The sequence below is a fragment of the Microbacterium xylanilyticum genome (genome assembly GCF_054654695.1).
Genome location: NZ_BAAIEN010000002.1, coordinates 2,798,217 through 2,823,533, shown reverse-complemented (window position 1 = coordinate 2,823,533; position 25,317 = coordinate 2,798,217). Strand labels below are relative to the sequence as shown.

The following is a 25,317-nucleotide window of genomic DNA, read 5'->3' as shown; positions in this document are numbered from 1 at the left end:
CCTGGGAAATGTCGCAGGCCCCTGGGAGCATCGCATCTGTGGATGGATCCGATCGGGGCGTTCGCGAGCCGCATGAAATCGCGGATCCGGAGGCCGCTCCGGGCGGCGCGGGCTGTGGAAAGAAGCGTGGAGAACCTGTGTCGAAGCGGTGGAATACGGTGGAAAACTACACAGTTGTAACTACTAGCCCTTGTGGTCGACCCGAATGTCCGCACCTATATGTAGTATTGAACTCCCGGCGGGGCCACCTGCCCGACAGCCGGGTTCTGAGGGGAAAGAAGAGGCGCAACACATGTCCATCACCGTCTACACCAAGCCCTCCTGCGTGCAGTGCAACGCGACCTACCGCGCGCTCGACGCGAAGGGCATCGAGTACGAGGTGCACGACGTCTCCGAGGACGCCGCGGCGCTCGAGCACGTGAAGTCGCTCGGCTACCTGCAGGCTCCCGTCGTCGTCACCGACGAGGACCACTGGTCGGGCTTTCGTCCCGACAAGATCGACGAGCTCGCCGCTCGCCTGGCGTAACGCTCCGGTCCCTGAGCCTGTCGAAGGGGGCGATCGCATGAACGCCGCCACCGCGACCGCCGCGCCGCTGCTGGTCTACTTCTCGAGCATCTCGGGCAACACCGCCCGGTTCATCGAGAAGCTCGGCCTTCCGGCGCGGCGGATCCCGCTGCACAGCACCGACGAGCCGCTCGTCATCGACGAGCCGTTCGTGCTGGTCACACCGACCTACGGTGGGGGGCAGGGGCGGGGCGTCGAGAAGGGCGCCGTGCCCAAGCAGGTCATCCGGTTCCTCAACGACGAGCGCAACCGGCGACACATCCGCGGAGTGATCTCCGCAGGCAACACCAACTTCGGCGACGCGTTCTGCGCCGCCGGTGACATCATCAGCCGCAAGTGCCACGTGCCCCACTTGTACCGGCTCGAGATCTACGGCACACAGGACGACGTCGATCGCGTGAGCGACGGATTGGAACGATGGTGGGTATTGCAGTCCAGCATGCAGAGCATGACGCAGTGAAGGAAGAAGCGGCCTACAAGGTCAACCAGGCGTACGAGGGGCTGGACTACCACGCCCTGAACGCGATGCTGAACCTGTACGACGCGAACGGGAAGATCCAGTTCGACGCCGACAAGCGCGCCGCGCGCGAGTACTTCCTGCAGCACGTCAACCAGAACACGGTGTTCTTCCACTCGCTCAAGGAGCGCCTGGACTACCTCGTGGAGAAGGAGTACTACGAGGGCACCGTCCTGGACAAGTACTCGTTCGAGTTCATCCAGAAGCTCAACGACCGCGCCTACGCGAAGAAGTTCCGCTTCGAGACGTTCCTCGGCGCGTTCAAGTACTACACGAGCTACACGCTGAAGACCTTCGACGGCAAGCGCTACCTCGAGCGCTTCGAGGACCGCGTCGTGATGACCGCCCTCGCGCTCGCCGACGGCGACGAGAAGCTCGCCGTGAATCTCGTCGACGAGATCATCTCGGGTCGCTTCCAGCCGGCCACCCCGACGTTCCTCAACGCGGGCAAGGCCCAGCGCGGCGAGCTCGTCAGCTGCTTCCTGCTGCGCATCGAGGACAACATGGAGTCGATCGCCCGCGGCATCAACTCGGCCCTGCAGCTCTCCAAGCGCGGTGGCGGCGTGGCGCTCCTGCTGAGCAACATCCGCGAGTCCGGCGCTCCGATCAAGCAGATCGAGAACCAGTCCTCCGGCATCATCCCCGTCATGAAGCTGCTCGAAGACAGCTTCAGCTACGCGAACCAGCTCGGCGCCCGTCAGGGTGCCGGCGCGGTGTACCTGAACGCGCACCACCCCGACATCATGCGGTTCCTCGACACCAAGCGCGAGAACGCCGACGAGAAGATCCGCATCAAGACGCTGTCGCTCGGCGTCGTCGTCCCGGACATCACGTTCGAGCTCGCCAAGAACGGCGAGGACATGTACCTGTTCTCCCCGTACGACGTGGAGCGCGTCTACGGCGTCCCGTTCGGCGACATCTCGGTGACCGAGAAGTACCGCGAGATGGTCGACGACCCGCGGATCAAGAAGACCAAGATCAACGCGCGCGAGTTCTTCCAGACGATCGCCGAGATCCAGTTCGAGTCGGGCTACCCGTACATCATGTTCGAGGACACGGTGAACAAGGCCAACCCGATCAAGGGCCGGATCAACATGTCCAACCTCTGCAGCGAGATCCTGCAGGTGAACACCCCGACCACGTACAACGAGGACCTCTCGTACGCGCAGATCGGCAAGGACATCTCCTGCAACCTCGGCTCGATGAACATCGCGCTGGCGATGGACGGCGGCGACCTCGGCGCGACCGTGGAGACCGCGATCCGGGGCCTCACCGCGGTGAGCAACCAGAGCCACATCGCCTCGGTGCGCTCGATCGAGGACGGCAACGACCGCTCGCACGCGATCGGCCTCGGCCAGATGAACCTGCACGGCTACCTCGCCCGTGAGCATGTCTTCTACGGATCCGAAGAGGGCATCGACTTCACGAACATCTACTTCTACACGGTGCTGTTCCACGCGCTGCGGGCGTCCAACAAGCTCGCGATCGAGCGCGGGACCGCCTTCGACGGCTTCGAGGACTCGACCTACGCGTCCGGCGCGTTCTTCGACAAGTACATCGAGCAGGAGTGGGCGCCCGCGACCGAGAAGGTCAAGGAGCTGTTCGCCGGTCACCACATCCCGACGCAGGCCGACTGGGTCGAGCTGAAGGAGTCCATCCAGAAGCACGGCATCTACAACCAGAACCTGCAGGCGGTTCCGCCGACCGGATCCATCTCGTACATCAACAACTCGACGAGCTCGATCCACCCGATCGCGTCGAAGATCGAGATCCGCAAGGAGGGCAAGCTCGGTCGCGTCTACTACCCGGCGGCGTTCATGACGAACGACAACCTGGAGTACTACCAGGACGCGTACGAGATCGGCTACGAGAAGGTCATCGACACCTACGCCGCGGCCACGCAGCACGTGGACCAGGGCCTGTCGCTCACGCTGTTCTTCAAGGACACCGCGACCACGCGCGACATCAACAAGGCGCAGATCTACGCCTGGCGCAAGGGGATCAAGACGATCTACTACATCCGCCTGCGTCAGATGGCGTTGGAAGGCACCGAGCTCGACACCTGCGTGTCCTGCACGTTGTGATCCAGGAGTGAGTCGTGGGCAGACGCGAAATGGACTGGTCGCCGTTCGTCGGCGTCGTCTATCTCGCGTCTGCCTTCGACTCCGAAGAGATCCGATACGTCGGCATCACCACCAAGACCGTTCGAGAACGCAGGGCACAGCACTGGAAGGCGGCACGGTCCGGTCGCAAGACTCCCTTCTACGACTGGCTTCGCCTCTGGGAATCTGATGAAGACGTGTACTTCCGTTCGGCGGAACTGGTCATGGGCGAAGAGCTTGAGAATCTCGGCACTGCAGAACAGCAATGGATCGCAGATCTCAAGAATCAAGGACATCGCCTCTTGAACCTCACCGACGGCGGTCTCGGGCCCAGGGGCTATGTCTGGACGGAGAAACAGCGGTTGGCCGCGGGAGATCGACCCCGAGGACGTAAGCGGTCTCACGTTCCGACCGGGCCGGATCATCCGAGTTGGGGCACGCACCGCAGTGAGGAGCTGAAGGCGTACTGGTCACGCACGCGAAAAGGCATGAACTCCGGTGCGGCCAATCCGAACTTCGGCAAGTTCGGCGTCGATCACCCCAGCTACGGGCACACCATGTCGGAAGAAGCGCGCGAGCAGCTCTCCCTGATGCGGCGTGGCGAGAACAACCCGAACTTCGGCAAGACGGCGAGCCCGGAAACCCGGGCGAAGATGTCTGCCGTGCGAAAGGGGCGGCCGATGCCGTCGAGCCGACGTAGCGCGCACACTCGCTATCACACGAACAAAGGCGTGTTCAAGGACACGTGTCCGCACTGCCTCGATGACGTGAACAACCTCCACAGCAGGACGAAGGAAGAGGAATGACCCCGCAACCGCTCAAGCTGGTCGACCGCGTGCAGGCGATCAACTGGAACAAGATCCAGGACGACAAGGACCTCGAGGTCTGGAACCGTCTGGTGAACAACTTCTGGCTGCCCGAGAAGGTGCCGCTGTCCAACGACATCCAGTCGTGGAACACGCTCACCCCCGAGGAGCAGACGCTCACCATGCGGGTGTTCACCGGCCTGACCCTCCTCGACACGATCCAGGGCACCGTCGGCGCGGTGTCGCTCATCCCGGATGCGATCACCCCGCACGAGGAGGCCGTCTACACGAACATCGCGTTCATGGAGTCGGTGCATGCGAAGAGCTACTCGTCGATCTTCTCGACGCTGTGCTCGACGAGGGAGATCGACGAGGCGTTCCGCTGGTCCGTGGAGAACCCGAACCTTCAGAAGAAGGCGCAGATCGTCATGGACTACTACCGCGGGGACGAGCCGCTCAAGCGCAAGGTCGCCTCGACCCTGCTGGAGAGCTTCCTGTTCTACTCGGGGTTCTACCTGCCGATGCACTGGTCGTCGCGGGCGAAGCTCACCAACACCGCCGACCTCATCCGCCTCATCATCCGCGATGAGGCCGTGCACGGGTACTACATCGGGTACAAGTACCAGCGGGGTCTGGAGACGCTCGACCAGGCCAAGAAGGACGAGCTGAAGGACTACACGTTCTCGCTGCTGTACGAGCTCTACGACAACGAGGTGCAGTACACGCAGGATCTGTACGACGAGGTCGGCCTCACCGAGGACGTCAAGCGCTTCCTGCACTACAACGCGAACAAGGCGCTGATGAACCTCGGCTACGAGGCGATGTTCCCGTCCGCGGTGACGAACGTGAACCCGGCGATCCTGTCGGCGCTCTCGCCCAACGCGGACGAGAACCACGACTTCTTCTCGGGATCCGGATCCTCCTACGTCATCGGCAAGGCCGAGGCCACGGAGGACGAGGACTGGGACTTCTGAGTCCTGTTCGATGAGAGGGGCCCGGATCCGCGATCGTGCGGATCCGGGCCCCCTTCGTCTCGCGGGCGCGAGTTCGTGCTCAGGCCGGGTAGCCCGTGCGGTGGAGCAGCGCCGCCAGATCGGCGGCGTTCTGCGCGGCTGTCGCGGTGGCTGCGGCGACCTTCGACGGCACCTGCCCGAGGTTCTTGTAGTCCGTCTTCTGCATGGCTTCGCCGTTCCAGTACACGGATCCCTGCGCGGGGACGGTGAAGCCGGCGTCGTTCAGCGCCTGGAAGAGGATCGCGGCGATGTGGTGGGCGCCGTCCTCGTTGCCGACCACGACGGCGAGAGCGACGCGATCGAAAAGGCTGGGACGGCCGAGCTCGTCGGTCTCTCCGAGTTCGGCGTCGAGGCGTTCCAGCACCCGCTGGGCGACGCTGGACGGCTGTCCGAGCCACGTGGGCGTGGCGAGCACGAGGATGTCCGCGTCGAGGATGCGCTGACGGATCCCGGGCCACGCATCCCCCTCGCCCATGTCTGCCTGCACACCCGGGCGGGTGTCGTGATCGACCGCGCGGAGCTCGTCGACAGCGACGCCGCGGCCCGCGAGCGCGTCGAGTACTTGTCTGCCCAGCACCTCGCTGCTGGAGGCCTCGGGCGCGGGCTTGAGCGTGCAGTTGATCAGCAGTGCGGTGAGTTGTGCGTCCATGAACCGAACGCTAGGCGTCAGGGCGCGGCGACCGCAGGGGATTGCCTTCGGCGGGGCGAGGGGGTACCGACCGGTGCGCCCGAAGCAGGCGCCCGCCTCTCGTGTCAAGCCCCCTGCACTGGCGCGGCCGTGCAACTAGCGTGACGGGCTACGGCACCCGGCCGCGGAATGGAGGCGTGAACGTCATGGGTATGGGAGTGGGAGTTGTCCTCTTCGTCATCGGCGCGATCCTCGAATTCGCACTCAACGTCCAGGTCTCCTGGATCGACCTGCACCTCGTCGGCTACATCCTGATGATCGCGGGCGCGGTCGTCTTCGTGATCAGCCTGATCCTGCTGCTCGTGCGCCGCGGTCGCCGTGCAGACACGGTGCGCGACGATGACCTGCTCTGAGAGCTGACGGACTCTGAGACCTGACGGGCGCCTTCTCACGGGCGCCCGTCAGCGGGCTTCCGCCCCCTCAGTCGCGCTCGTGGTGGTAATACGCGAGCAGTGCGCGGGTGGAGGCGTCCTGCGCCGCGATGGCGTCCTGATCGCCCTCGATGGCGGGAGCGATCTGCAGTGCGAGCTGCTTGCCCAGCTCGACGCCCCACTGGTCGAAGGAGTTGATCCCCCAGATCGTGCCCTGCGTGAAGGTGATGTGCTCGTACAGCGCGATCAGCTGACCCAGCACGGCGGGGGTCAGCGCGGGGGCGAAGATCGACGTGGTGGGCCGGTTGCCGGCGAAGGTGCGGGCGGCGACGAGCGCACCGGTGGTGCCCTCGGCCTCGACCTCCTCAGCGGTCTTGCCGAACGCGAGCGCCTTGGTCTGCGCCAGGAAGTTCGCCAGGAACAGCGCATGCACATCGCGGCCGTCGTCGGTGAGCGGATACGCGGGGTTGACGAACGCGATGAAGTCGGCCGGGATCAGGCGGGTTCCCTGGTGGATCAGCTGGTAGAACGCGTGCTGCCCGTTGGTGCCGGGCTCGCCCCAGAACACCTCGCCGGTGTCGGTGGTGACGGGGGAGCCGTCCCAGCGCACGGACTTGCCGTTGGACTCCATCGTGAGCTGCTGCAGGTATGCCGGGAACCGGCTGAGCTGCTGCGCGTACGGAAGCACGGCGTGCGACTGCGCACCGAAGAAGTTGACGTACCAGACGTTGAGCAGGCCCATCAGGACCGGCACGTTGCGCTCCAGAGGGGTTGTGCGCACGTGCTCGTCGACGGCGTGGAAGCCCGCCAGCAGCTCGCGGAACACGCCGGGGCCGAGGGCGATGGCGAGCGACAGGCCGATCGCGCTGTCGACGGAGTAGCGGCCGCCTACCCAGTCCCAGAAACCGAACGCGTTCGCCGGGTCGATGCCGAAGGCCGCAACCCGGTCCAGCGCCGTGGACACGGCGACGAAGTGGTGCGCGACGGCGGCGGTGCGCGCCTCGTCGGTGGACACGTCGACGCCGGCAGCCCCGAGCCGCTCCCACAGCCAGTCACGCGCCAGGCGCGCGTTGGTCAGCGTCTCGAGAGTGGTGAACGTCTTCGACGCGACGATGAAGAGGGTCGTCTCCGGATCCAGATCCGCGGTCTTCTGCGCCAGGTCCGTGGGATCGATGTTGGAGACGAACCGGGCCTGGATGCCCGCGTCCGCGTACGGCTTGAGCGCCTCGTACACCATGACCGGGCCGAGATCGGATCCGCCGATGCCGATGTTCACCACGTGCGTGACCTTCTTGCCGGTCACCCCGAGCCAGCCGCCCGAGCGCACCCGATCGGCGAAGGCGCTCATCGCGTCGAGCACCTCGTGCACGTCGTGATCGACGTCCTGCCCGTCCACGACGAGCGCGGGCGACGCGCCGGCGGGGCGGCGCAGCGCCGTGTGGAGCACCGCGCGGTCCTCCGTCGTGTTGATGTGCTCTCCGGAGAGCATGGCCGCGAAGCGCTCGGCGACCCCGGTCTGCTCGGCCAGACGTACGAGGGCCTCGCGGACCTCCGTGGTCACCAGGTTCTTCGACAGGTCGACGTGCAGATCGGCCAGCTCGAAGGTGAGATTCTCCGCGCGTGCGGGATCCGCGGCGAACCAGCCGCGCAGATCGGGGGAGAACGCCTCCCGTAGAGCAGTGAGTTCGGTCCAGGCGGAGGTCGCGGTGGGGTCGATCGGGGAGGTCATGCCCCCACGCTAGCGCGCGGAGGACGCGCTGTGCAGATGATGACCGGCGACGCGGGAACCGGCGGACGGGCGGGGCGCCCGAAGGTCCGCCCGTCCGTCCGTCCCGACCGGCTCAGGCCTGGCCGCTGCGATCCGGCAGCTGCTGCAGCGTCCAGCGGTTGCCATCGGGGTCCGCGAACGTGACGAACCGCCCCCAGGCCAGTTCCTGCACGCCGTCGGCCTCGACGCCGAGCCCGCGCAGGTGCGCCAGCGCCTCGTCGGCGTCCGGCACCACGACCTGGATCGTGTTCTGCTTGCCCGGCTCGAGGTCGATGCCGAGATTGGTGCCGAACGCGATCGAGCAGGCGGATCCGGGAGGCGTCATCTGGACGAAGCGCAGCCCTTCGTACGGCGTCTGGTCGTGATCGGGGTTGAAGCCGATCTTCTCGTAGAACTCCTTCGCGCGGTCGACGTCCGTGACCGGCACGAAGATGAGCTCGATCTTCCAGTCCAAGCTGCACGCTCCTTCGAGTGGGGAACCCGTGGCGGCGGATCCGCCGTCCTCTCGACGCTGCGCCGGGCCACCGACATCGCGACGGTCCGGCGCGGTCGGGGACGGCACGAGGCGATGGCGCGGCTGTCAGTCCTCGTCGCGCAGCGCCTCGGTCGCCTGGCGGTGCGGCAGGACCGGGTGCATCCCGGTATAGCCCTCACGCTGCCGGGCGGCTGCGAGGATCCCCTTGCGGGCCGCGAACCAGCCGACGATCAGCGCGGGCACGATCACCACGAGCGAGAGCAGCACCCAGCGGCCGGTCTCGGTGAAGCCCATGCTCACGAGCACGAACAGCAGGAACGCGAGCGTCAGGTAGCCGGTGTACGGCGCGCCGAACATGCGGAACGACGGGCGCTCGAGGACACCCCGCTTCGCGAGGGCGTGAAGGCGGAGCTGGCACAGCGTGATGGTCGCCCAGCCCCCGATGATCCCCAGTGCGGAGACCTCGAGCACGATCTCGAACGCCTGCGACGGCACGACGGCGTTGAGCACCACGCCCGCGAGGGTGATGACCGAGGTGAGCAGGATGCCTCCGTAGGGGACGCCGTTGTGGCTCATCCGGGCGGTGAAGCGGGGAGCGGATCCGTTCACCGACATCGAGCGCAGGATCCGGCCGGTCGAGTAAAGCCCGGCATTGAGGCTGGAGAGTGCGGCGGTGAGCACCACGAAGTTCATCACCGACCCGGCCACCGCCCCGGTCTGCGCACCGCCGAGGTGCGAGAAGAAGGTGACGAACGGGGACTCGCCGGCCTTGTAGGTGCTGAACGGCAGCAGCAGCGACAGCAGCAGGATGGAGCCGACGTAGAAGATCGCGATGCGGATGACCACGGTGTTGATGGCGCGCGGCATCACCTTGGCGGGCTCCGCGGTCTCTCCGGCGGCCGTGCCGACGAGCTCGATCGACGCGTAGGCGAACACGACGCCCGAGATCGCGATCAGCGGGGCGAACAGCCCCATCGGGAGGAGCCCGCCGTGCTCCGCGATGATCGAGAAACCCGTCGGGCCGACATCGGTGGACCCCTGCATGATGAGGATGACGGTGCCGATGATCAGGAACGCGACGAGCGCCACGACCTTGATCATGGCGAACCAGAACTCCATCTCGCCGAAGACCTTGACGCTGACGAGGTTGAGGGAGAGGACGACGACGAGGGCGATGAGCGCGATGGCCCATTGCGGGATCGTGCGCAGCGGCTCCCAGTATTGGGCCCAGAACTTGACGTAGAGGGCGGCGGCGGTGACGTCGACGATGGAGGTCATGGCCCAGTTGAGGAAGTAGAGCCAGCCGCTGACGAAGGCCATCTTCTCGCCGTAGAACTCGCGGGCGTAGGAGACGAAGGATCCGGAGGAGGGGCGGTGCAGGACGAGTTCGCCGAGGGCGCGGAGGATGAGGAAGGCGAAGAAGCCGCAGACGGCGTAGACGAGGATGAGGGCGGGGCCGCTGGAGGCGAGGCGTCCGCCGGCGCCCATGAACAGTCCGGTGCCGATGGCGCCGCCGATCGCGATCATCTGGATCTGGCGGGGTTTGAGGGCCTTGTGGTAGCCGGCGTCCTCGCTGGAGAAGTCCTCCACCGCCATGAGGCGGTCGCCGGTGAGCTCCCGTTCGTTCTCGAGAGCATCCTCAGGATCGAGAGCCCGGCCGGGGTTGTGATCGCTCATTGCGATGCCTTTCGTCGTGGCCGCCCCGGGACGACAGCCGTTCACCGATGCATCGGAGATCATCCCGCTGATCCGCCGCGCAGGGCAACGAACGAATCGGCGCGGCGTCGTTTCCGCCGCGCCGACGCTCGGGCGACAATGGGCCATGACTGAAACCAGCCTCGTCGGCGAGCCCATGCTCACGAGGGCGCAGGGGCTCGCCGCGGGACGTGCCGTACGACAGCGTGTGCCTCGCGCGGAACTCGCCTCGCTGACCACGACCGGGCGGGATCCGCTCGCGATCCTGGAGCGCCAGAACAGCGCACGCCTGCAGGATCTCGTCCCGCTGCGCACCGAGCGCATGGCGGTGGACCCGTTCGCGTTCTTCCGCGGCTCGGCCGCGATCATGGCGGCGGATCTCGCTCGCGCGCCGCACACGGGGATCCTCGTTCCCTCGTGCGGCGACGCGCACATCGGCAACTTCGGCTTCTTCGCCTCTCCCCAGCGCACCCTGCTGTTCGACCTGAACGACTTCGACGAGGCGGCATGGGCGCCGTGGGAGTGGGATCTGAAGCGGCTCGTCGCGAGCGTCGTGATCGGGGCGCGCGAGGCGCGCGGGCACGAGCTCGCCGACGATGCCGCGCGGCAGAGCGTCCTCGCCTACGTGCGGGCGCTGAACGCCGCCGTGGCGGCGGACCCGCTGCAGCGCTACTTCGCGCACTTCGATGCGGAAGCGGGCCGCGACGGGCTCGACGTCGACTCGCAGCGCGGTCTGCAGAAGGCGATCGCCGCCGCCGAGAAGCGCACCGGCGAGCGCGCGGCGCGCAAGCTCACGGCGCGCGGCGACGACGGGCATCTCCGGTTCGTCGAGCAGCCTCCGATCATGACGCACGCTGCTCCCGAGATCCGCGAGGTGAGCGACGCGGCCTTCGAGAGATACGCGGCGACGGCGAACGTCGACATCCGGCTGCTGCTGCGGCAGTACCGGGTGCGCGATGTGGCGCGGAGGGTGGTGGGCGTGGGCAGCGTGGGCACGCGCTGCTACCTGGCGGTGCTCGGCACGGCAGACGCCGAGCCGCTGCTGCTGCAGGTGAAGCAGGCAGGGCGGAGCGTGCTCGTGGAGTACGGCGGCGTGGACCAGCCGGATGAGCTGGAGCAGCGGATCGGCGAGGGTGGCGAGGGCGCCAGGGTCGTCGCGATGCAGCGGGTGCTGCAGGCGTTCTCCGATCCGTTCCTCGGACACATCAAGGGTCCCCGTGACGACTACTACGTGCGCCAGTTCCACGACATGAAGGGCTCGATCGACACCGACACGATCGAGGACGACGGATACCGCGAGTACGCGGTCGCCTGCGCCATCACCCTGGCTCGTGCGCACGCACAGGCCCCCGCGGCTGCGCAGATCTCCGGATACGCGGGCAAGGGCGGGCAGCTCGCGGATACGCTGGTGAGCTGGGCCAACGCATACGCTGACCTGGCCACGGCCGACTACCGCGCGTTCGCGACGAGAGCGACCGAGCAGACCGCGGCGGACACCGCACCGAGCACCGCGCAGGGGACTGCGCAGAAGGAGAGCAGATCATGAAGCAGGTGCGATTCGGATCCGGATCCGCCCCCGCCGTCGTCGCCGGGATGATGCGGATCGACGGCCGCTCGGACGCGGAGATCCGCGAGCTGTACGACGCCGCGCGCGCGAGCGGCATCGACTTCTTCGACCATGCCGACATCTACGGCGGCGCGATGCACGTCTGCGAGGACCGGTTCGGCGCCGCCCTCGGGCTCTCGGCGGCGGAGCGCGACGAGATCACCCTGCAGACCAAGTGCGGGATCGTCCCGGCGCAGGGCATGTTCGACTTCTCCTATGAGCACATCATGCGTCAGGTCGAGGGGTCGCTGAAGGCGCTGCGCACCGACCGGATCGACGTGCTGCTGCTGCACCGCCCGGACGCGCTGGTCGAACCCGAGGAGGTCGCGCGGGCGTTCGACGAGCTGCACGCCTCGGGCAAGGTGCGCTCCTTCGGGGTGTCAAACCACACGCCCGGTCAGATCGATCTGCTCAAGACCGCGGTGACGCAGCCGATCGTCGCGAACCAGCTGCAGCTGTCGATCACGCACGCCCCGATCATCGCGCAGCCGATCGCCGCGAACATGGCGGGTCTCGACCAGAGCGTCGTGCGCGACGGCGGCGGGATCGTCGAGTACTGCAGGATCGAGGACATCACGATCCAGGCGTGGTCGCCGTACCAGGCGGGCTTCTTCACCGGCGTCTTCCTGGACAACCCGGCCTACCCCGAGCTCAACGAGGCGATCCAGCGGATCGCGGCGACGCACGGCGTCACCCCCATCGGCATCGCGACCGCGTGGATCACCCGCCATCCGGCGGGGATGCAGGTCGTGCTCGGCACGACCACCCCGTCGCGCGTGCAGGAGGCCGCTGCGGGGGCCGACGTCGAGCTCAGCCGCGCCGAGTGGTACGAGCTGTTCCGGGCAGCCGGGCACACCCTGCCGTAGCGCGGCGGGCCCGGGATCCGTTCCGGTCTGGCAGGCTGTCGTCATGGGCGTGGTGTTCTCGATCCTCCTGCTGGCACTGATGATCGGCGCGCTCATCGACATCATCACGCGCCGGGACGACCAGGTGAAGCATCTGCCGAAGGTGTTCTGGATCATCCTCGTGATCCTCCTGCCGCTCGCCGGATCCCTGATCTGGTTCCTCGTCGGCCGGGAGTACGACGGCGAGGGGATCCGGCTGCCGCAGCGGCGCGAGCGCCGTCCGGGGCCCCCACCCCCGTCGGAGCCGTCCCGACCCGTGGATACGCGCAGCACCGAGCAGCAGATCGCCGACCTCGACCGCGAGATCGAGGAGTGGAGGCTGCGCGCGGAGATCGAGAAGCGCAAGAAGCAGCAGGGCGAGAAGGACGCCGGATGAGCGCCGGCGTCCACCCGCGCCGCGCGGTGATCGGCGGCGGCAGCGGCTACCTCGGCACCGCCCTGCGCGACGCGCTCCGCGTCGACGGCTACGACGTGCGCACCATCGGGCGGGGGCCGGACGCCGACGCGCGCTGGGGCGACGACGCCGGCATCCTGCGGCTCGTCGACGGCGCGGAGCTGGTGATCGGGCTCGCCGGGCGGCGCATCGACTGCCGCTACACCGACCGCAACCGCGAGGAGATCCTGCGCTCGCGGGTGCGCACGACGGCCGCGCTGCACCGGGCGATCACCGCGGCAGCGAGCCCGCCGGCCGTGTGGATGAACGGCAGCTCCGCGACCGCCTACCGCTACTCGCTGGACACGCCGCGCACGGAGGCGGATCCCCTCGAGGAGAAAGGATTCTCGCCCGACGTCACGCGCGAGTGGGAAGCCGCCCTTTTCGCCGGGGAGACGCCCGGTACGCGGAGGATCGCCCTGCGCACCTCCCTCGTGTTCGGCCGCAGCGCCCCGGTGATGAGCATGCTGCTGCGCCTCGCGCGGCTCGGGCTGGGCGGCCCGCAGTACGACGGCTGGTGGTTCCCGCACCGCCGCTACCGGGGGATCGGCGCCCACCCCACCGAACCCGATCGGCCCGACTACGAGCACTCCCGGGGCCGCCAGCGGCTGAGCTGGATGCACGAGCAGGACTTCGTGCAGGCGGTGCGGTTCCTCCGCGACCACGACGAGATCGCGGGCCCGGTGAACATGGCGTCGCCGCACGCCGTGACGAACATCGCGCTCATGCGCACCCTGCGCCGTGCCGTGCACGCCCCGTTCGGCCTGCCTGCACCGCGGTTCCTGCTGGAACCCGGGATGGCGGTGCTGCGCACGGAGTCGGAGCTCGTGCTGAAGAGCCGGTGGGTGCTTCCGCAGGTGCTCGAGGACGCCGGGTACGTGTTCCGGTTCCCGGAGCTGGACGGCGCGGTGCGGGCGATCGTGGGGCGCTGAGGTCCGGCCTCGCCCGCACCGACGGCGTCAGCGCGGTGTGCGCGCCGCTGCGGACGGCAGGGCCGCGAAGCGTTCGGCGACGGTCGACTGGTACCAGTACGCGGTGGTGGAGATGTCGTCGCACCGCTCGAACAGCCCGTGCTGCCAGGTGCCGATCTGCTGGAGCGTGACGCGGAGGTCGGACTGGAAGAAGACCGGGTCCGGCAGATGCCAGCGGTACATCGCGTGCATGGGCAGCATCGGCGTCCAGAAGTCCGACGCCCGTGTCTCGTCCTTCGCGCTCGCGAACGGGTAGCCGCAGTACGGTGCGGAGAACGTGATCGGGTAGGGCTCCGGTACCGGGTGGAGGCCGTTCTGGAAGCCCCACGCGCCGCCGGCGTAGTCCTCGAGACCGGTGCTGCAGAGCGTCGGCAGCTCGGTGTCGCCGTCGATGAAGAACTTGACCTCGCCCTCACCCCACCAGAAGCGCTGCAGCGAGGCGAGGGCGACGTAGGTGCCGACGTATGTGCCGGTGCCGCGGATGCCGTCCACGATCACGTGGTCCTCGCCGAGGGAGGTCGTGCCGTTGCTCCGCCGCCATTGCGCATGGAAGTATCCGGGCCACGAGTCGAAGTCGTCGCCGAGGGTGTAGTCGATCTGGAAGAAGACTCCGCCGATGTCGCCCGCGTGCTCGCTCACGACCTCGATCCGCGCCCCGGTGCGGAACGGCATCGGGAAGTAGGAGTTCATGCCTCCGGTCGGTGCCACGACGATCGGCTCGGAGGTGACCAGGGCGCGCTGGCCGAAGCCGTTGCAGAAGAAGTCTCCGAGGGGAACGTCGACCTGCGGGTGCTCGGCGCCGTCCCAGTACATGCGCAGGATCACGTCCCGGAGCACGAAAGGCCCGGCCTCCGTGCGGTCCGTGATGGTGATCCAGATGTGCCGGATGACGCCGCTCCCCTCGATGTCGGCGAGCGTGAGGGTGCCCCCGGGGGGAAGGTCGTACCAGGCGCTGCCCTTGCGTCCGGGGCCGAGGTCGGAGCTCGCGGCTGCTGCCGCCCCGACGGCGCCGGTCGGGTTCTCGGCGTTGATGGCACGGGTCCGGATCCGGCCGCGGTTGCGCAGGCTGCTCCAGTGCGTGGACATGGGTTCTCTCATTTCTCTTGACGGGTTACTTGACGGCGCCGGCGGTGACGCCGCGGCTGATCGTGCGCTGGAACAGCAGGAAGAAGACCAGCGTCGGGATCAGCGACAGCAGCGAGCCGGCGTTGACGACGGTGATGTCGATCGAGTGCTGTCCGCGCAGCGTGGACAGCGCGATCGGCACGGTCTGCGAGGAGGGATCCGCGAGCAGAATGAGCGGGATGTAGAACTCGTTCCAGGACCAGATGAAGATGAAGACGACGAGCACTGACAGTGTCGGGCGGACGATAGGGAAGACGACCCGCCACAGGATCCGCCAATGCCCGGCGCCATCGATCGCCGCCGCCTCCAGGACCTCGCGCGGGAACGTGGACATGACGCTGGACAGGATGTAGGTGCCGAACGCGGCGTAGAGCACGGTGAAGACGATGATGATCGACCACACGGTGTTCAGGGTCTTCGTCGCCTGCGCGCCGTAGAAGAGCGGGTAGATCAGGGCTTCGTGCGGCACCATCGTCGCGATGAGGAGGATCGCGGTGACGGCGGTGTGCGCTCTGATCCTCCCGATCCCGATCGCGTACGACGCGAGCAGGGCCAGAGCGGTGCCGCCGAAGGCGATGACGGCCGAACTGAGCACCGAGTTCCACAGCGCCAGTGGGAAGTCCACGCGACGGAGGTACGCGTCGAAGGAGTCGAACGTGAAGGTCGTCGGCCAGGCGAGCGGCCCGTGCGCGGAGTAGTCGGCGCTCGTCTTGAAGGCGTTCAGGACCAGCAGCAGGAACGGCGACGCCATCGCGATCGCGGCCAGGATCGCGACGCCGAGCATGATCCCGTTCATCGGCGAGCGCCGGGGCTTGGCGGACGCCGTCCGGGAGATGAGCGAGGTGGTGGGCATCAGCGGTGCTCCTTCCGGCTTTCCCGCGACTGCCACGTGAGCATGACGGCGGCGACGATGAAGATCACGACGGACATGACGGTCGCGATCGCAGATCCGTATCCCACGCGCGACAGCTCGAAGAAGTTGCGGTAGGCGTAGTAGGACGGGACGATCGTGGACTCCTCGGGGCCGCCGCCGGTGAGGATGAGGATCGGGGCGAAGACCTTGAGGGCGGCGATCGTGGCGGTGAGCACGACGACGAAGATCTCGGGGCGGATCTGCGGGATCGTGATCGCCTGGAACCGGCGCCACCAGCCCGCGCCGTCGAGCTCAGCGGCCTCGTAGAGCTCCGGGTCGACGCGCTGCAGCGCCGACATGAAGACCACGACGGGGTAGCCGATCTGCAGCCAGATGAGCATCATCATGACCGCGTAGATCGCGATGCTCGGATCGCCCAGCCAGTCCGGCGGGGCGGCGATCCCGAGGCCCTTGAGCGCGAGGTTGATGGATCCCTTCTGCGTGTCCAGGATCCACGACCAGATGAATCCGGCGACGGCGATCGGCAGGATCTGCGGGACGTAATAGGTCGCACGGAGCACGGCGATGGCCCTGTCGCCGAATCGCCGGCCGAGATAGTCGAAGAGCAGGGCGGCCAGCAGCACGCCGATGGCGGTCGGGATCACCGTGATGGCGACGATCATGGCGAGCGTGTTCTGGAACGAATGCCAGAACGAGGCGTCCGAGAACAGATCGAGGTAGTTCTGCATGCCGACCCAGCGCATCCGCGCCTGACCGCCCTTCCAGGCGAACAGACTCGTGTAGATGTTCATGGCGAACGGCGCCGCGACGACGGCGAGGAAGCCGGCGCCGAGCGGAAGCAGGTAGAGCCAGTAGGCCCCTCGCCGTTCGAGCGGACGGCGTCGTGCGGTGAGTGTGGTTGTCATGGGTTCCCCTTCAGGGACCGCCCGGCGGGGGCCGGCGGGTCATGGATGCACCCGTCGACCCCCGGGCGGTCAGCCGGCGAGCGCGGCCTTGCGCCCGTCGTCGTAGAACTTCTGCAGCTTCGCGGTGAACTCGTCGGCGGTCAGGTTGCCGTTCGACATCGCCTGCATGTTCGACTGGATGAAGTCGAGGAAGCCGGGCACGGGGTAGTCCGGGTAGTAGGACAGCGAGTCGTTCTCGACGAGCTCGTCGAACCTCTCGGTGTAGGCCTTCGTGATCGGATCCTTGATGGTCGATGCATCACCGGCGAGGGGGAGTCCGCCGAGCTCGCCGATCTTGTTCTGCACTTCGGGGCTCAGGGTCGTGTCGATCCAGTCGTACGCCAGCTCCTTGTTCTTCGCGTTCGCCGGGACGCCCCAGAGGTGCCCGCTCGAGCCCATCTGCATGTGGGCCCCGGGCAGCGTGAAGTAGCCCCAGTCGAACGTGGCGTCCTTGCGGATCCGTTCGAAGGTCCCCTGGTTCCAGATCAACATGGCCTTCTCGCCGCTCAGGAAGTTCACCGTCGCCTGCTCGAAGTTCAGGCCGCCCAACTGGGTGCCGACGTAGCCCTTGTCGATCCACGACTGGAACTTCTCCGCACCGTCCTTCCAGGGGGCCTTGGCGAAGTCGACCGGCTTGCGGAGGAACATGTAGTCGTCGATGGACTTCCGGTCCGCCTGAGCGGAGACGAGCGAATACCAGACCCACATCTGGTTGAAGCCCTGGCTGGTCGACGCGGAGCTGGAGATGGGGGTGATCCCCGCGGCGAGGAGCTTGTCCATGTCCGCTTCGAACTCGTCGAGCGTCTTCGGCTCCGACGTGATGCCCGCCTTCGCGAACAGGGCCTTGTTGTAGTAGAACATCACGTACTCGCCGATGTTCGGGATGCCGTACCAGTCGCCGGAACCGGCGAGCCCCTTGTCGTCGTACTTCGCGAACGACTGCATCCCGCCGGTCACCTTCTTGTCCCAGCCGCGCTTGTGGACCTGATCGGTGAGGGGCTCGAGCAGGCCCTGGCCGGCGAGCTGGCCTCCGTCGGCGTTCCCCTTGTTGAACTCGATCACGTCGGGGACCTTGTTCCCGGTCAGGGTGATCTTGGCGTTCTGGCGCATCGCGTCGAAGCTCGTGGTCTGGAAGTCGACCTTGACCTTCGGATGCTTCTTCTTGAAGATCTGCAGGGCGAGCTGCCAGCCCTGCCCCTGAGCCGTGTTGGGGTCCTCGTACTGCAGGATGGTGAAGGTCCCGCTCTCGGTCGAGCCGCCGCTGCCGCTGCAGGCGGCGAGTGAGGTTGCGGCGATCGCCGCGGCGGCGATGCCGGCGGCGGCGCGCAGGATCGTGCGCGTGAGGGTTGCCATGGGTGTTTCTCCTTCAGGTGTGCGGAAGGGTTTCTGGGTGGGGCTCGGCGCGCGAGCGCGCGCCGAGTACCGGTGTCGATGGCGGCACCGGACGATCAGGAGGGACTGTTCAGAGCTTCGGCGGGCCCACCGAGGCGCGGGTGATCAGCGGGCACGGCAGGGCGACGGCGGTCGTGCCGGTTCCGGCGTCGCCATGGATCCGGTCGATGGCGCGCTGAGCGGCCCACCGTCCCATGTCGAAGTGCGGTAGCCGCACCGTCGTGAGACCGGGGCGGAGGGCGTCTGCGATGAACCTCTGATCGTCGAACCCCACCACCGAGAGGTCGTCCGGGATCCGCAGACCGAGCTCGGTGCATGCCTGATAGGCGGCGAGGGCGATCTGGTCCGAGAAGCAGAACACGGCGGAGGGGTGATCGTCGCGCGACAGCAGCACCCGGAGGAGGTCGAAGGCGTGGGCTGTGCTCGGATCGTCCAGTGTCAGGACCAGATCCGGATCGAACTCCAGGCCGTGATCCCGGAGAGCGTTGGCGTAGCCGTCCTGGCGCAGCTTGGAGGCGATGAACACGTCGCCCCCGACGTTGCAGAACGCGATGCGCGAGTGTCCGGCCTCGATGAGGTGCGCGACGGCGGCGTAGGCGCCGCCGACCTCGTCCGGGACGACGCTGTCGGCCTTGTCGGGATCGTCCGGCAGTCCGTCCATCACGATCAGCGGGATGGTCGGCGGCACGGGAGGCAGCTCGACGAGACGGGGATATTCGACGGCCAGGATCATGGCTTCGATGTCGCGCTGCAGAAGGGACTTGGCCGACTGCGCGACGAGCTCGCTGCGGTGGGTGGTGTCGATGATCATGGCGAGGTAGCCGGCATCCCATGCCGCGGTCTGCACCCCCTCGAGCATCCGTCCGGCGAACGGGACCGAGGCGACGCCGTCGGACAGCACGCCGATCGTCTGCGTCCGCTTCGTTCGCAGGCTCCGGGCGAGCACGTTCGGGACGTAGCCCATCCGGTCCGCGGCCTCTCTGATGCGCAGCGCCGTCTGCTCGTTCACGCGGCCGAGATGCCGGTCGTTGAGGACGAGCGACACTGCCGACGGCGAGACGCCGGCGGCGGCGGCGAGATCCTTCAGCGTGACCATGGCGGCATCCTCAGCAATGAAGTGGGCGGACATCAATCGTTTGATCCACGACGTCAATCGATTGATGTTGACGGTAGGAACGTCAAACGCCTTGACGCAAAGCGCGTTATGAAACCGTGATCTTTTGAGATGTGCGCGGCTCAGCGCCTGCCGACGGCGGCAACTTCGAGGGGCGACATGCCGAAATGGCCCAGGTCGCGAAATCTGCGCTTCCGGACAGGGCGGAAGAGCAGATTTCGCGACCTGAACGCGAGAGCAGCTCGCAGGGGAGCGTGGGCCGGATCCGGATGGTCCGGCGCGGATCGGTCGATCCGCCGCGCACCGGTCTCAGCTCTCGATGAGGCGCACCAGGCGCTCGTGCCCGGACTCCTCGAGCTCGGCGATGTCGGCGCGAGACTTGAGGAAGGCGTTGAAAGACCGATAGCCGAGGGCCTTCTCGCTGAACGACGGATCCATCCGCCGCATCTGGGTCTTCACGGCCGAGCTGTGCAGCCACTCGTCGCCGTCGCTCTTGTCGTGACCGAGGCGCAGCGCACGTACGAGGGTCGCCGTGGCCTGGTCCTGGGCGGTGGTGCTCGTGGGCTCGTCCTTCTCCGCAGCCGCGCGGGACTGCTTGCGCGCGCCTTGAGACTGTTTGGTCGCAGGCTTCTTCTGAGCAGGCTCCGCCTCGGTCGTCGCACGCTCGACGCCCGGGAGCGAGTCGTACGCCTCGAACTCGTCGCACGCCGCCGCCAGCGACTTCGCCGTCGAGCCGGCGACGCCCACGCCGATCACATAGCGGCCGAGGCGCTTGCAGCGCTGGGCGAGCGGCACGTAGTCGCTGTCGCCGGCGACGATCACCACGTGCGTCAGATCGGGGAGGCGGAACATGTCCTCCACCGCGTCGACCGCGAGCCGGATGTCGGCGCCGTTCTTCGCGTACGCCGCCGCGGGGAACAGCTGCACCAGGTCCACGGCCCTCGCCACGAGCTGGGAGCGGTACTCGGCGTTCACCGGGGACGACCAGTCGGCGTAGGCGCGCGTCAGCACGAGGGTGCCGAACGACGAGGCGTAGTCGATGATCGCGCCGACGTCGATCGTCGCAGAGCGCAGCCGCTCCGCCACCTCGGCGTCGCCCGGGTTCTCCTGGATCCGCTGCCGGTCCTTGCTGTACGCGTTGCGTCCGTGCACGCGGTCGTACCAGGAGATGACGATGTTGTCGAAGTCGAGGTAGACGGCGACGCGGGTGTCCTGCGGTTCGGCCATGGGTTCTCCTCCCGGTCGGTCAGACGGTCTCGTCCGGGTACCGGACGCCGATCTGCGCGCGGATGTCGTCGAGCAGGCCCATGATCGCGACGGACTCCGCCACCGGGAGGAGGTCGCTGTCGAGCGTCCCGTCCGCGACGTAGCGTTCGGCGGCGAGGGCCTGGTACTGCATGCCGCGGCCGCCGCCGCGCTCATGGGACGTGGTGCGTCCGTCGAACTCCTCCAGGATCGTGCCGTCGGCTGCCACGACGCGGAACGTGGTGGGGGAGTACCAGACCCGGTCGATCTCGATGCGCGCGAGCGTGCCGAGCACGACGGCCGTGTTGGGACCCGCCGCACGCGACGACGACAGCGTGGTGGAGATCGCGCCGCCTGAGTGCGTCATGATCGTGGCGACCTCGGCGTCGGCACCGGTCTCGACGAGGCGGCCCGTGGCCTGCACGGTGAGGGGCGCGCCGAGCAGGTCGTGCACGAAGGAGATCGGGTAGATCCCGAGGTCGAGAAGCGCGCCGCCGCCGAGCTCGAGCGCGTTCAGGCGGTGGGCCGGGTCGATCGGCAGCGCCTGGGTGTGGTCGGCGGACACGGCGCGGATCTCGCCCAGCGTGCCGGCCGCGATGATCTCCCGGATGCGGGCCATGTGCGGCAGGTAGCGCGTCCACATCGCCTCCATGACCAGCAGGCCCTTCTCACGACCCAGATCCGCGAGATCCTGTGCCTCGGCGCGGTTCAGCGTGAATGCCTTCTCGACGAGCACGTGCTTGCCGTGCTCGAGTGCGAGACGGGCCGCGGCGTGATGCATCGGATGCGGAGTCGCGACGTAGACGATGTCGACGTCGGGATCCGTGGCCAGAGCCTCATAGGAGCCGTGAGCGTGAGGGATGCCGAAGCGGGTGGCGAAGGCGTCGGCGGACCCCTGCGAACGGGAGCCGACGGCGACGAGGTCGCGCCCCGCGGTGCGCAGGTCGGCGGCGAAGGCGGCGGCGATGCCGCCGGTGGCGAGAATGCCCCAGCCCAGCGCTGGTGGAGTGTGGCCGGTCATGCCTCCAGCGTAGGGGCATCCGATCCGCGCCGTGGATCCGCGCGCGATCCCGGCGGCGCGCGGGATTGGCATGATGGGGGCCATGGCCGATCTCATCACCGTCGCGGAACTGGTCGCCCTCCTCGCCGAGGGGACGGAGCCGCGGATCCTCGACGTGCGCTACCGGCTCGGACACAGCGACGGGCACGAGAACTACCTCGCCGGACACCTGCCGGGCGCCGTGTTCGCCGACCTGGAGGCCGAGCTCGCGGCCCACGGAGCGCCCTCGGACGGTCGCCACCCGCTCCCGTCCGACGAGGAGCTCGAGCAGGCGGCGCGGCGTTGGGGGATCCGCCAAGGGCAGACCGTCGTCGTGTACGACGACACGCGCTCGCTGCCGGCCTCGCGCGCCTGGTGGGCCCTGCGTCGCGCGGGGGTCGTCGATGTGCGGGTGCTGGACGGCGGTCTCAGCGCCTGGCGCGCCGCCGGGGGAGCGGTCGAGGAGGGCGAGGTCGTGCCGCCGCCGGGCGACGTCGTGCTCGGCCGCCCGGGCGCGGCGGACGTCCTGGACACGGACGAGGTCGCGGCGTGGACGGGGGTGCTTCTGGACGCCCGTGCCCCCGAGAGGTTCCGCGGGGAGACCGAGCCGATCGATCCGGTCGCCGGCCACATCCCCGGCGCCCGCAACCTGCCGATCACGGAGGTGCTCACGGACGACGGCCGCTTCCGCAGCCCGTCCGAGATCGAGGCGGCGTTCGAGGCCGTGGGCGTCGGGGAGGAGGTGCCGATCGCGGCGTACTGCGGATCCGGCGTCACCGCGGCGCAGCTCGCGCTCGCCGGAGCCCTCATCGGGCGCGAGGTGACGGTGTATCCCGGATCCTGGAGCGCGTGGTCGAACACTCCGCGGCGTCCCGTCGAGGTCGGGCCGGTGCCCGCCGAGGAGGATCCGCTGGAGAGCTGACCCGCGTCGCGGGCGAGGGATCCGCACGAGCGGACGAGGGACCCGGACAGGCGCGCGGAGGGATCGGTGCGGGCGCGCGGAAAGAGGTGGGGGTGCCGCCGGTCCCCTCGGCGGCACCCCCGGAAACGGATCGCTGTGCGTCAACCCGACTGCGCACATCCCCACACCCACGGTGCCCCAGCGGCCGGCCTCCGCCGACCGCACCATGTCGATCCGCGGAACAAGAGCAGGCGGCGTCCGTCCTGATACATCGGATTCAGAATCCGCGGCCGTGCGTCTGGAACGACGAGACCACGCCGGTCCGCTCGGAGGCCAGGGCGAGCGCGTGCGCCGGCGGCAGCCCCGCCGCGAGACCGGAATGGAGCGCGCCGAGCAGCTCGCAGGCATCGTCGTCGGCGACGATCACGGGCGTGGCGATCACCGTGCCGGTGCCGGCGTGCAGCCACACCCGCGTCATCCCGATCGCCTCCCACCCCCACCGCACCGACGAGCGGCCGACCTCGCACGCCGACAGCACCACGGTGTCCGGCACCGGGGTCACGCGATCCACGTCGTAGCCGAACAGCGCGCCGTCGGCGAGCTCCAGACCGGAGAACATGGGGTTGCCGTCGGCGTGCCGGCCGTGCGCCGCGATGTGCAGCACGCTCACCTGCCCGGTCAGCGCCGTCACGGCATCGACGGTGGCGTCGTCGTCCTGGAGGACCCGTGCTCGCGGCCACGCGGACGCCCCCCGCGCGGCCTCCTCCGGTCCGCGGGGCACGCGCGGACCGACGGCGAATCCGGCGCCTCGGAACGGTGCGGCATCGTGCGGCTCCCGCCACTGCGTCGCGGAGTCGGCGAGGGTGAACACGCGTCCGCGCATCGCGGGGAGCATGCCCCAGGGCACGCCGTTGAGGATCGCGGCCGTGGCGAGCGCCAGGCGGCGGTCCCCGACGATCGGCAGGACGGGCGCGAGCAGCGCGTCGGAGAGGGCCGCGAGACGCTCGTCGAGGGCGCGCCGCACGACGTCGCCCATGGGGCCGCGGCGCACGGTCGCCGAGACGTCCAGGTCGGCGCGCAGGCCCGCCATCGCGCGACGCGCCGCGGGCCAGCGCGGGATGTCGACCACCCGCGCCTCGTCGGCGGTGACGGCGACCGCGACGAGGCCCTCCCGCTGGTACGCGTAGGCGACGAACGCGGTATCCGGATCCAGCCCGGCCTGCAGTTCGGCGAGCGTGATGCGCCGTCTGCCCCCGGCGCGCCCGATCGACGACCACTCGCGCTGACGCACCTGGGCGCTCAGCGCAGCCGCGCGGGGCCCGGCGAGCCAGTCGCCGGAGACCGCCTCGGAGCGCAGCATCCGCAGCTCGGCGAGATCGGCGGCGAGCCCGGGATCCGGGGGCGGGCGCAGCGGCACGGTCTGCTGGCTGAGGTGGCGGGCGCGCTCCGACCAGTCGAACACGACCTCGGGGCGGCCCGACCGCACCGCGGCGCCGAGCCCCGCGTAGAGCAGGCCCGCGCCGTGCATCACGAGGGCCGTGGCGAGGTCGAGGCTGCCGAACGAGGCCTGCCAGCCCGCGAGCTCGTCGAGTCCCGCCGCCGCGATCCGCCGCGCGCGTGCGTCGTCACCGGCGGCGGCGGCGCGCGCCGCGCGCACCTCCTGCGCGAGGAGCCGCACCTGCAGCGGCGCGTCGCGCGGCACCCGGATCGCGGACCGCCCTGGAGGAACGTCCACGCCGGTCTGCGCGTGGTGGCGCTGCCATGTCAGCTGCAGGGACGCCGCCTCGGCGCGCATCCGGTGCGCGCGCAGCTGCGCCTCGACGCGCTCCACCGCGTCGTCGGCCGGCGCTCGCACGGAGGTCGCGCGGCCGTCGGCCTCCACGGTCAGCAGCGCGCGCAGCCGCACCGCCTCGGCGCGCACGGCCCAGGACTCGCTGCCGACCGCGCGGAACCGCCGAGCCGCGGCCGCGGCGATCGGCGCTGCGCGTTCGGGGGTGTGGCTCAGCAGCGATCGCGCGAGCTGGAACTCGGCCTCGGCGCGCGCCTGCCGCATGCGATGCGCGCCGAACACCCGGATCACCCGCTCCAGGGTGTGCTCCGCGTCGCGGGTGAGGCCGGCGTCCCGCAGCACCTCGGCGCGATCCCGGTCGCAGATCGCGGCGTTCACCGCCGAGGCCGTGCTGAGCACCGCCCGGGCCTCGCCCATCCCCTCCAGGGCGGGGACGAGGTCACCGGCGAGCAGCGCCGCGTAACCGCGGTTGTGCACCGCCATGGCACGGGAGACCTCGTCGCCGGTCGCCGCGTAGTCCGGCACCGCTCGATCGAGATCGGCGATCGCGGCGGTGAGCCGGCCGGCCTGCATGTGTGCGACGCTGCGGTTGAGCAGCATCGGGCCCCGGTGCTCCACCTCCTCGCCGATGCCGGCGATCCCGCGGTCCAGCAGCGCCAGCGCCTTCGCGAGGTCTCCCCGCTCGAGCGCCACGAGGCCGAGCTGTCCATAGAGCATCGCGGCGGTCGCCGTCGACAGCCCCGCCAGGGCGAGGGCCTCCACGCAGATCGCCTCCGCGGAGGCGCGATCGCCCTGGCGGATGGTGATCGCCGCGAGGGACCCGGCGATCCGGGCGCGGAGGTTCGGATCCTCGGTGCGGGCCCGCGCACGCAGCAGTTCGCGCCGGGCCGCGGCGTTGCGCCCGGCGTTCAGCTGCGCGCGGCCGCGCCGGTACAGCTCCTCGGCCGTCAGCGTCACCCTCACAGCATGGCGCTTCGAG

23 protein-coding genes are annotated in these 25,317 nt (G+C 68.8%); 11 read left to right on the top strand and 12 right to left on the bottom strand.

Annotated features, from left to right (window positions below; genetic code table 11):
* Positions 1-292 precede the first annotated feature (292 nt).
* The 5 genes from nrdH to nrdF are packed head-to-tail and all read left to right on the top strand — an operon-like array spanning position 293 to position 4,964.
* Positions 293-526 carry a glutaredoxin-like protein NrdH gene (nrdH, locus tag ACYQ1L_RS14160; protein ID WP_045251249.1) on the top strand — a complete coding sequence of 78 codons (234 nt, stop codon included), beginning with the start codon at positions 293-295 and terminating at the stop codon, positions 524-526.
* A gap of 37 nt (positions 527-563) precedes the next feature.
* Positions 564-1,025, top strand: coding sequence for a class Ib ribonucleoside-diphosphate reductase assembly flavoprotein NrdI (gene nrdI, locus ACYQ1L_RS14155; protein ID WP_460004716.1), 462 nt, complete (start codon positions 564-566; stop codon positions 1,023-1,025).
* Positions 1,022-3,166: a class 1b ribonucleoside-diphosphate reductase subunit alpha gene (gene nrdE / locus ACYQ1L_RS14150; RefSeq protein WP_460004715.1), complete on the top strand. Its 2,145-nt coding sequence runs from the start codon at positions 1,022-1,024 to the stop codon at positions 3,164-3,166. Before nrdI ends, nrdE begins: the two co-directional genes overlap by 4 nt.
* A gap of 14 nt (positions 3,167-3,180) precedes the next feature.
* Positions 3,181-3,990 (top strand): NUMOD3 domain-containing DNA-binding protein, encoded by an 810-nt coding sequence (locus ACYQ1L_RS14145; protein ID WP_460004714.1) that lies wholly within the window; start codon positions 3,181-3,183, stop codon positions 3,988-3,990.
* Entirely contained in the window at positions 3,987-4,964 is a 978-nt protein-coding gene (gene nrdF, locus ACYQ1L_RS14140; RefSeq protein WP_460004713.1) for a class 1b ribonucleoside-diphosphate reductase subunit beta, read from the top strand. Before ACYQ1L_RS14145 ends, nrdF begins: the two co-directional genes overlap by 4 nt.
* A gap of 79 nt (positions 4,965-5,043) precedes the next feature.
* On the opposite strand, the gene ACYQ1L_RS14135 is transcribed toward nrdF, so the two are convergent.
* Positions 5,044-5,652 carry a flavodoxin family protein gene (locus ACYQ1L_RS14135; RefSeq protein ID WP_460004712.1) on the bottom strand — a complete coding sequence of 203 codons (609 nt, stop codon included), beginning with the start codon at positions 5,650-5,652 and terminating at the stop codon, positions 5,044-5,046.
* A 185-nt stretch (positions 5,653-5,837) separates the two neighbouring features.
* On the opposite strand from ACYQ1L_RS14135, the gene ACYQ1L_RS14130 reads away from it, so the two are divergent.
* Positions 5,838-6,044, top strand: coding sequence for a DUF6458 family protein (locus ACYQ1L_RS14130; RefSeq protein WP_460004711.1), 207 nt, complete (start codon positions 5,838-5,840; stop codon positions 6,042-6,044).
* 67 nt (positions 6,045-6,111) lie between these two features.
* On the opposite strand, the gene pgi is transcribed toward ACYQ1L_RS14130, so the two are convergent.
* The 3 genes from pgi to ACYQ1L_RS14115 all read right to left on the bottom strand — a co-directional run bounded on the left by pgi (position 6,112) and on the right by ACYQ1L_RS14115 (position 9,901).
* Positions 6,112-7,791, bottom strand: coding sequence for a glucose-6-phosphate isomerase (gene pgi, locus ACYQ1L_RS14125; protein WP_460004710.1), 1,680 nt, complete (start codon positions 7,789-7,791; stop codon positions 6,112-6,114).
* A 112-nt stretch (positions 7,792-7,903) separates the two neighbouring features.
* Complete coding sequence (locus ACYQ1L_RS14120; RefSeq protein ID WP_460004709.1) at positions 7,904-8,284, bottom strand: VOC family protein; 381 nt, start codon at positions 8,282-8,284, stop codon at positions 7,904-7,906.
* A 126-nt stretch (positions 8,285-8,410) separates the two neighbouring features.
* Positions 8,411-9,901, bottom strand: coding sequence for an amino acid permease (locus ACYQ1L_RS14115; RefSeq protein WP_460005831.1), 1,491 nt, complete (start codon positions 9,899-9,901; stop codon positions 8,411-8,413).
* A gap of 226 nt (positions 9,902-10,127) precedes the next feature.
* On the opposite strand from ACYQ1L_RS14115, the gene ACYQ1L_RS14110 reads away from it, so the two are divergent.
* From ACYQ1L_RS14110 to ACYQ1L_RS14095, 4 genes are read left to right on the top strand one after another with little or no spacing between them, the layout of a single operon-like run.
* On the top strand, positions 10,128-11,546 hold the full coding sequence (locus tag ACYQ1L_RS14110) for a DUF2252 domain-containing protein (protein WP_460004708.1): 1,419 nt from the start codon (positions 10,128-10,130) through the stop codon (positions 11,544-11,546).
* A complete protein-coding gene (locus ACYQ1L_RS14105) occupies positions 11,543-12,472 on the top strand; it encodes an aldo/keto reductase (protein WP_460004707.1) in 930 nt (309 codons plus the stop codon). The genes ACYQ1L_RS14110 and ACYQ1L_RS14105 overlap by 4 nt, the downstream gene beginning before the upstream one ends.
* Before the next feature lie 43 nt (positions 12,473-12,515).
* Complete coding sequence (locus tag ACYQ1L_RS14100) at positions 12,516-12,887, top strand: PLD nuclease N-terminal domain-containing protein (protein ID WP_460004706.1); 372 nt, start codon at positions 12,516-12,518, stop codon at positions 12,885-12,887.
* Positions 12,884-13,876, top strand: coding sequence for an epimerase (locus ACYQ1L_RS14095; RefSeq protein WP_460004705.1), 993 nt, complete (start codon positions 12,884-12,886; stop codon positions 13,874-13,876). The genes ACYQ1L_RS14100 and ACYQ1L_RS14095 overlap by 4 nt, the downstream gene beginning before the upstream one ends.
* A 27-nt stretch (positions 13,877-13,903) precedes the next feature.
* Here the strand turns inward: ACYQ1L_RS14095 and ACYQ1L_RS14090 are convergent, their stop codons facing one another.
* The 7 genes from ACYQ1L_RS14090 to ACYQ1L_RS14060 form a co-directional block, all read right to left on the bottom strand.
* Positions 13,904-15,001, bottom strand: a complete 1,098-nt coding sequence (locus tag ACYQ1L_RS14090) for a glycoside hydrolase family 172 protein (protein ID WP_460004704.1) — start codon at positions 14,999-15,001, stop codon at positions 13,904-13,906.
* Positions 15,002-15,026: 25 nt separating this feature from the next.
* On the bottom strand, positions 15,027-15,893 hold the full coding sequence (locus ACYQ1L_RS14085; protein ID WP_460004703.1) for a carbohydrate ABC transporter permease: 867 nt from the start codon (positions 15,891-15,893) through the stop codon (positions 15,027-15,029).
* On the bottom strand, positions 15,893-16,819 hold the full coding sequence (locus ACYQ1L_RS14080) for a carbohydrate ABC transporter permease (RefSeq protein ID WP_460004702.1): 927 nt from the start codon (positions 16,817-16,819) through the stop codon (positions 15,893-15,895). The genes ACYQ1L_RS14085 and ACYQ1L_RS14080 overlap by 1 nt, the downstream gene beginning before the upstream one ends.
* 69 nt (positions 16,820-16,888) lie before the next feature.
* Positions 16,889-18,211 carry an ABC transporter substrate-binding protein gene (locus ACYQ1L_RS14075; protein ID WP_460004701.1) on the bottom strand — a complete coding sequence of 441 codons (1,323 nt, stop codon included), beginning with the start codon at positions 18,209-18,211 and terminating at the stop codon, positions 16,889-16,891.
* Positions 18,212-18,320: 109 nt separating this feature from the next.
* Entirely contained in the window at positions 18,321-19,346 is a 1,026-nt protein-coding gene (locus ACYQ1L_RS14070; protein WP_460004700.1) for a LacI family DNA-binding transcriptional regulator, read from the bottom strand.
* A gap of 327 nt (positions 19,347-19,673) precedes the next feature.
* Positions 19,674-20,591: an NYN domain-containing protein gene (locus tag ACYQ1L_RS14065; protein WP_460004699.1), complete on the bottom strand. Its 918-nt coding sequence runs from the start codon at positions 20,589-20,591 to the stop codon at positions 19,674-19,676.
* A gap of 19 nt (positions 20,592-20,610) precedes the next feature.
* The gene (locus ACYQ1L_RS14060) at positions 20,611-21,630 is read right to left on the bottom strand and encodes a Gfo/Idh/MocA family protein (protein ID WP_460004698.1); all 1,020 of its coding nucleotides are present in this window, start codon (positions 21,628-21,630) and stop codon (positions 20,611-20,613) included.
* 82 nt (positions 21,631-21,712) lie between these two features.
* On the opposite strand from ACYQ1L_RS14060, the gene ACYQ1L_RS14055 reads away from it, so the two are divergent.
* Positions 21,713-22,570: a sulfurtransferase gene (locus tag ACYQ1L_RS14055; protein WP_460004697.1), complete on the top strand. Its 858-nt coding sequence runs from the start codon at positions 21,713-21,715 to the stop codon at positions 22,568-22,570.
* A 256-nt stretch (positions 22,571-22,826) separates the two neighbouring features.
* Here the strand turns inward: ACYQ1L_RS14055 and ACYQ1L_RS14050 are convergent, their stop codons facing one another.
* Positions 22,827-25,295, bottom strand: a complete 2,469-nt coding sequence (locus tag ACYQ1L_RS14050) for a CHAT domain-containing protein (RefSeq protein WP_460004696.1) — start codon at positions 25,293-25,295, stop codon at positions 22,827-22,829.
* Between the last annotated feature and the right edge of the window lie 22 nt (positions 25,296-25,317).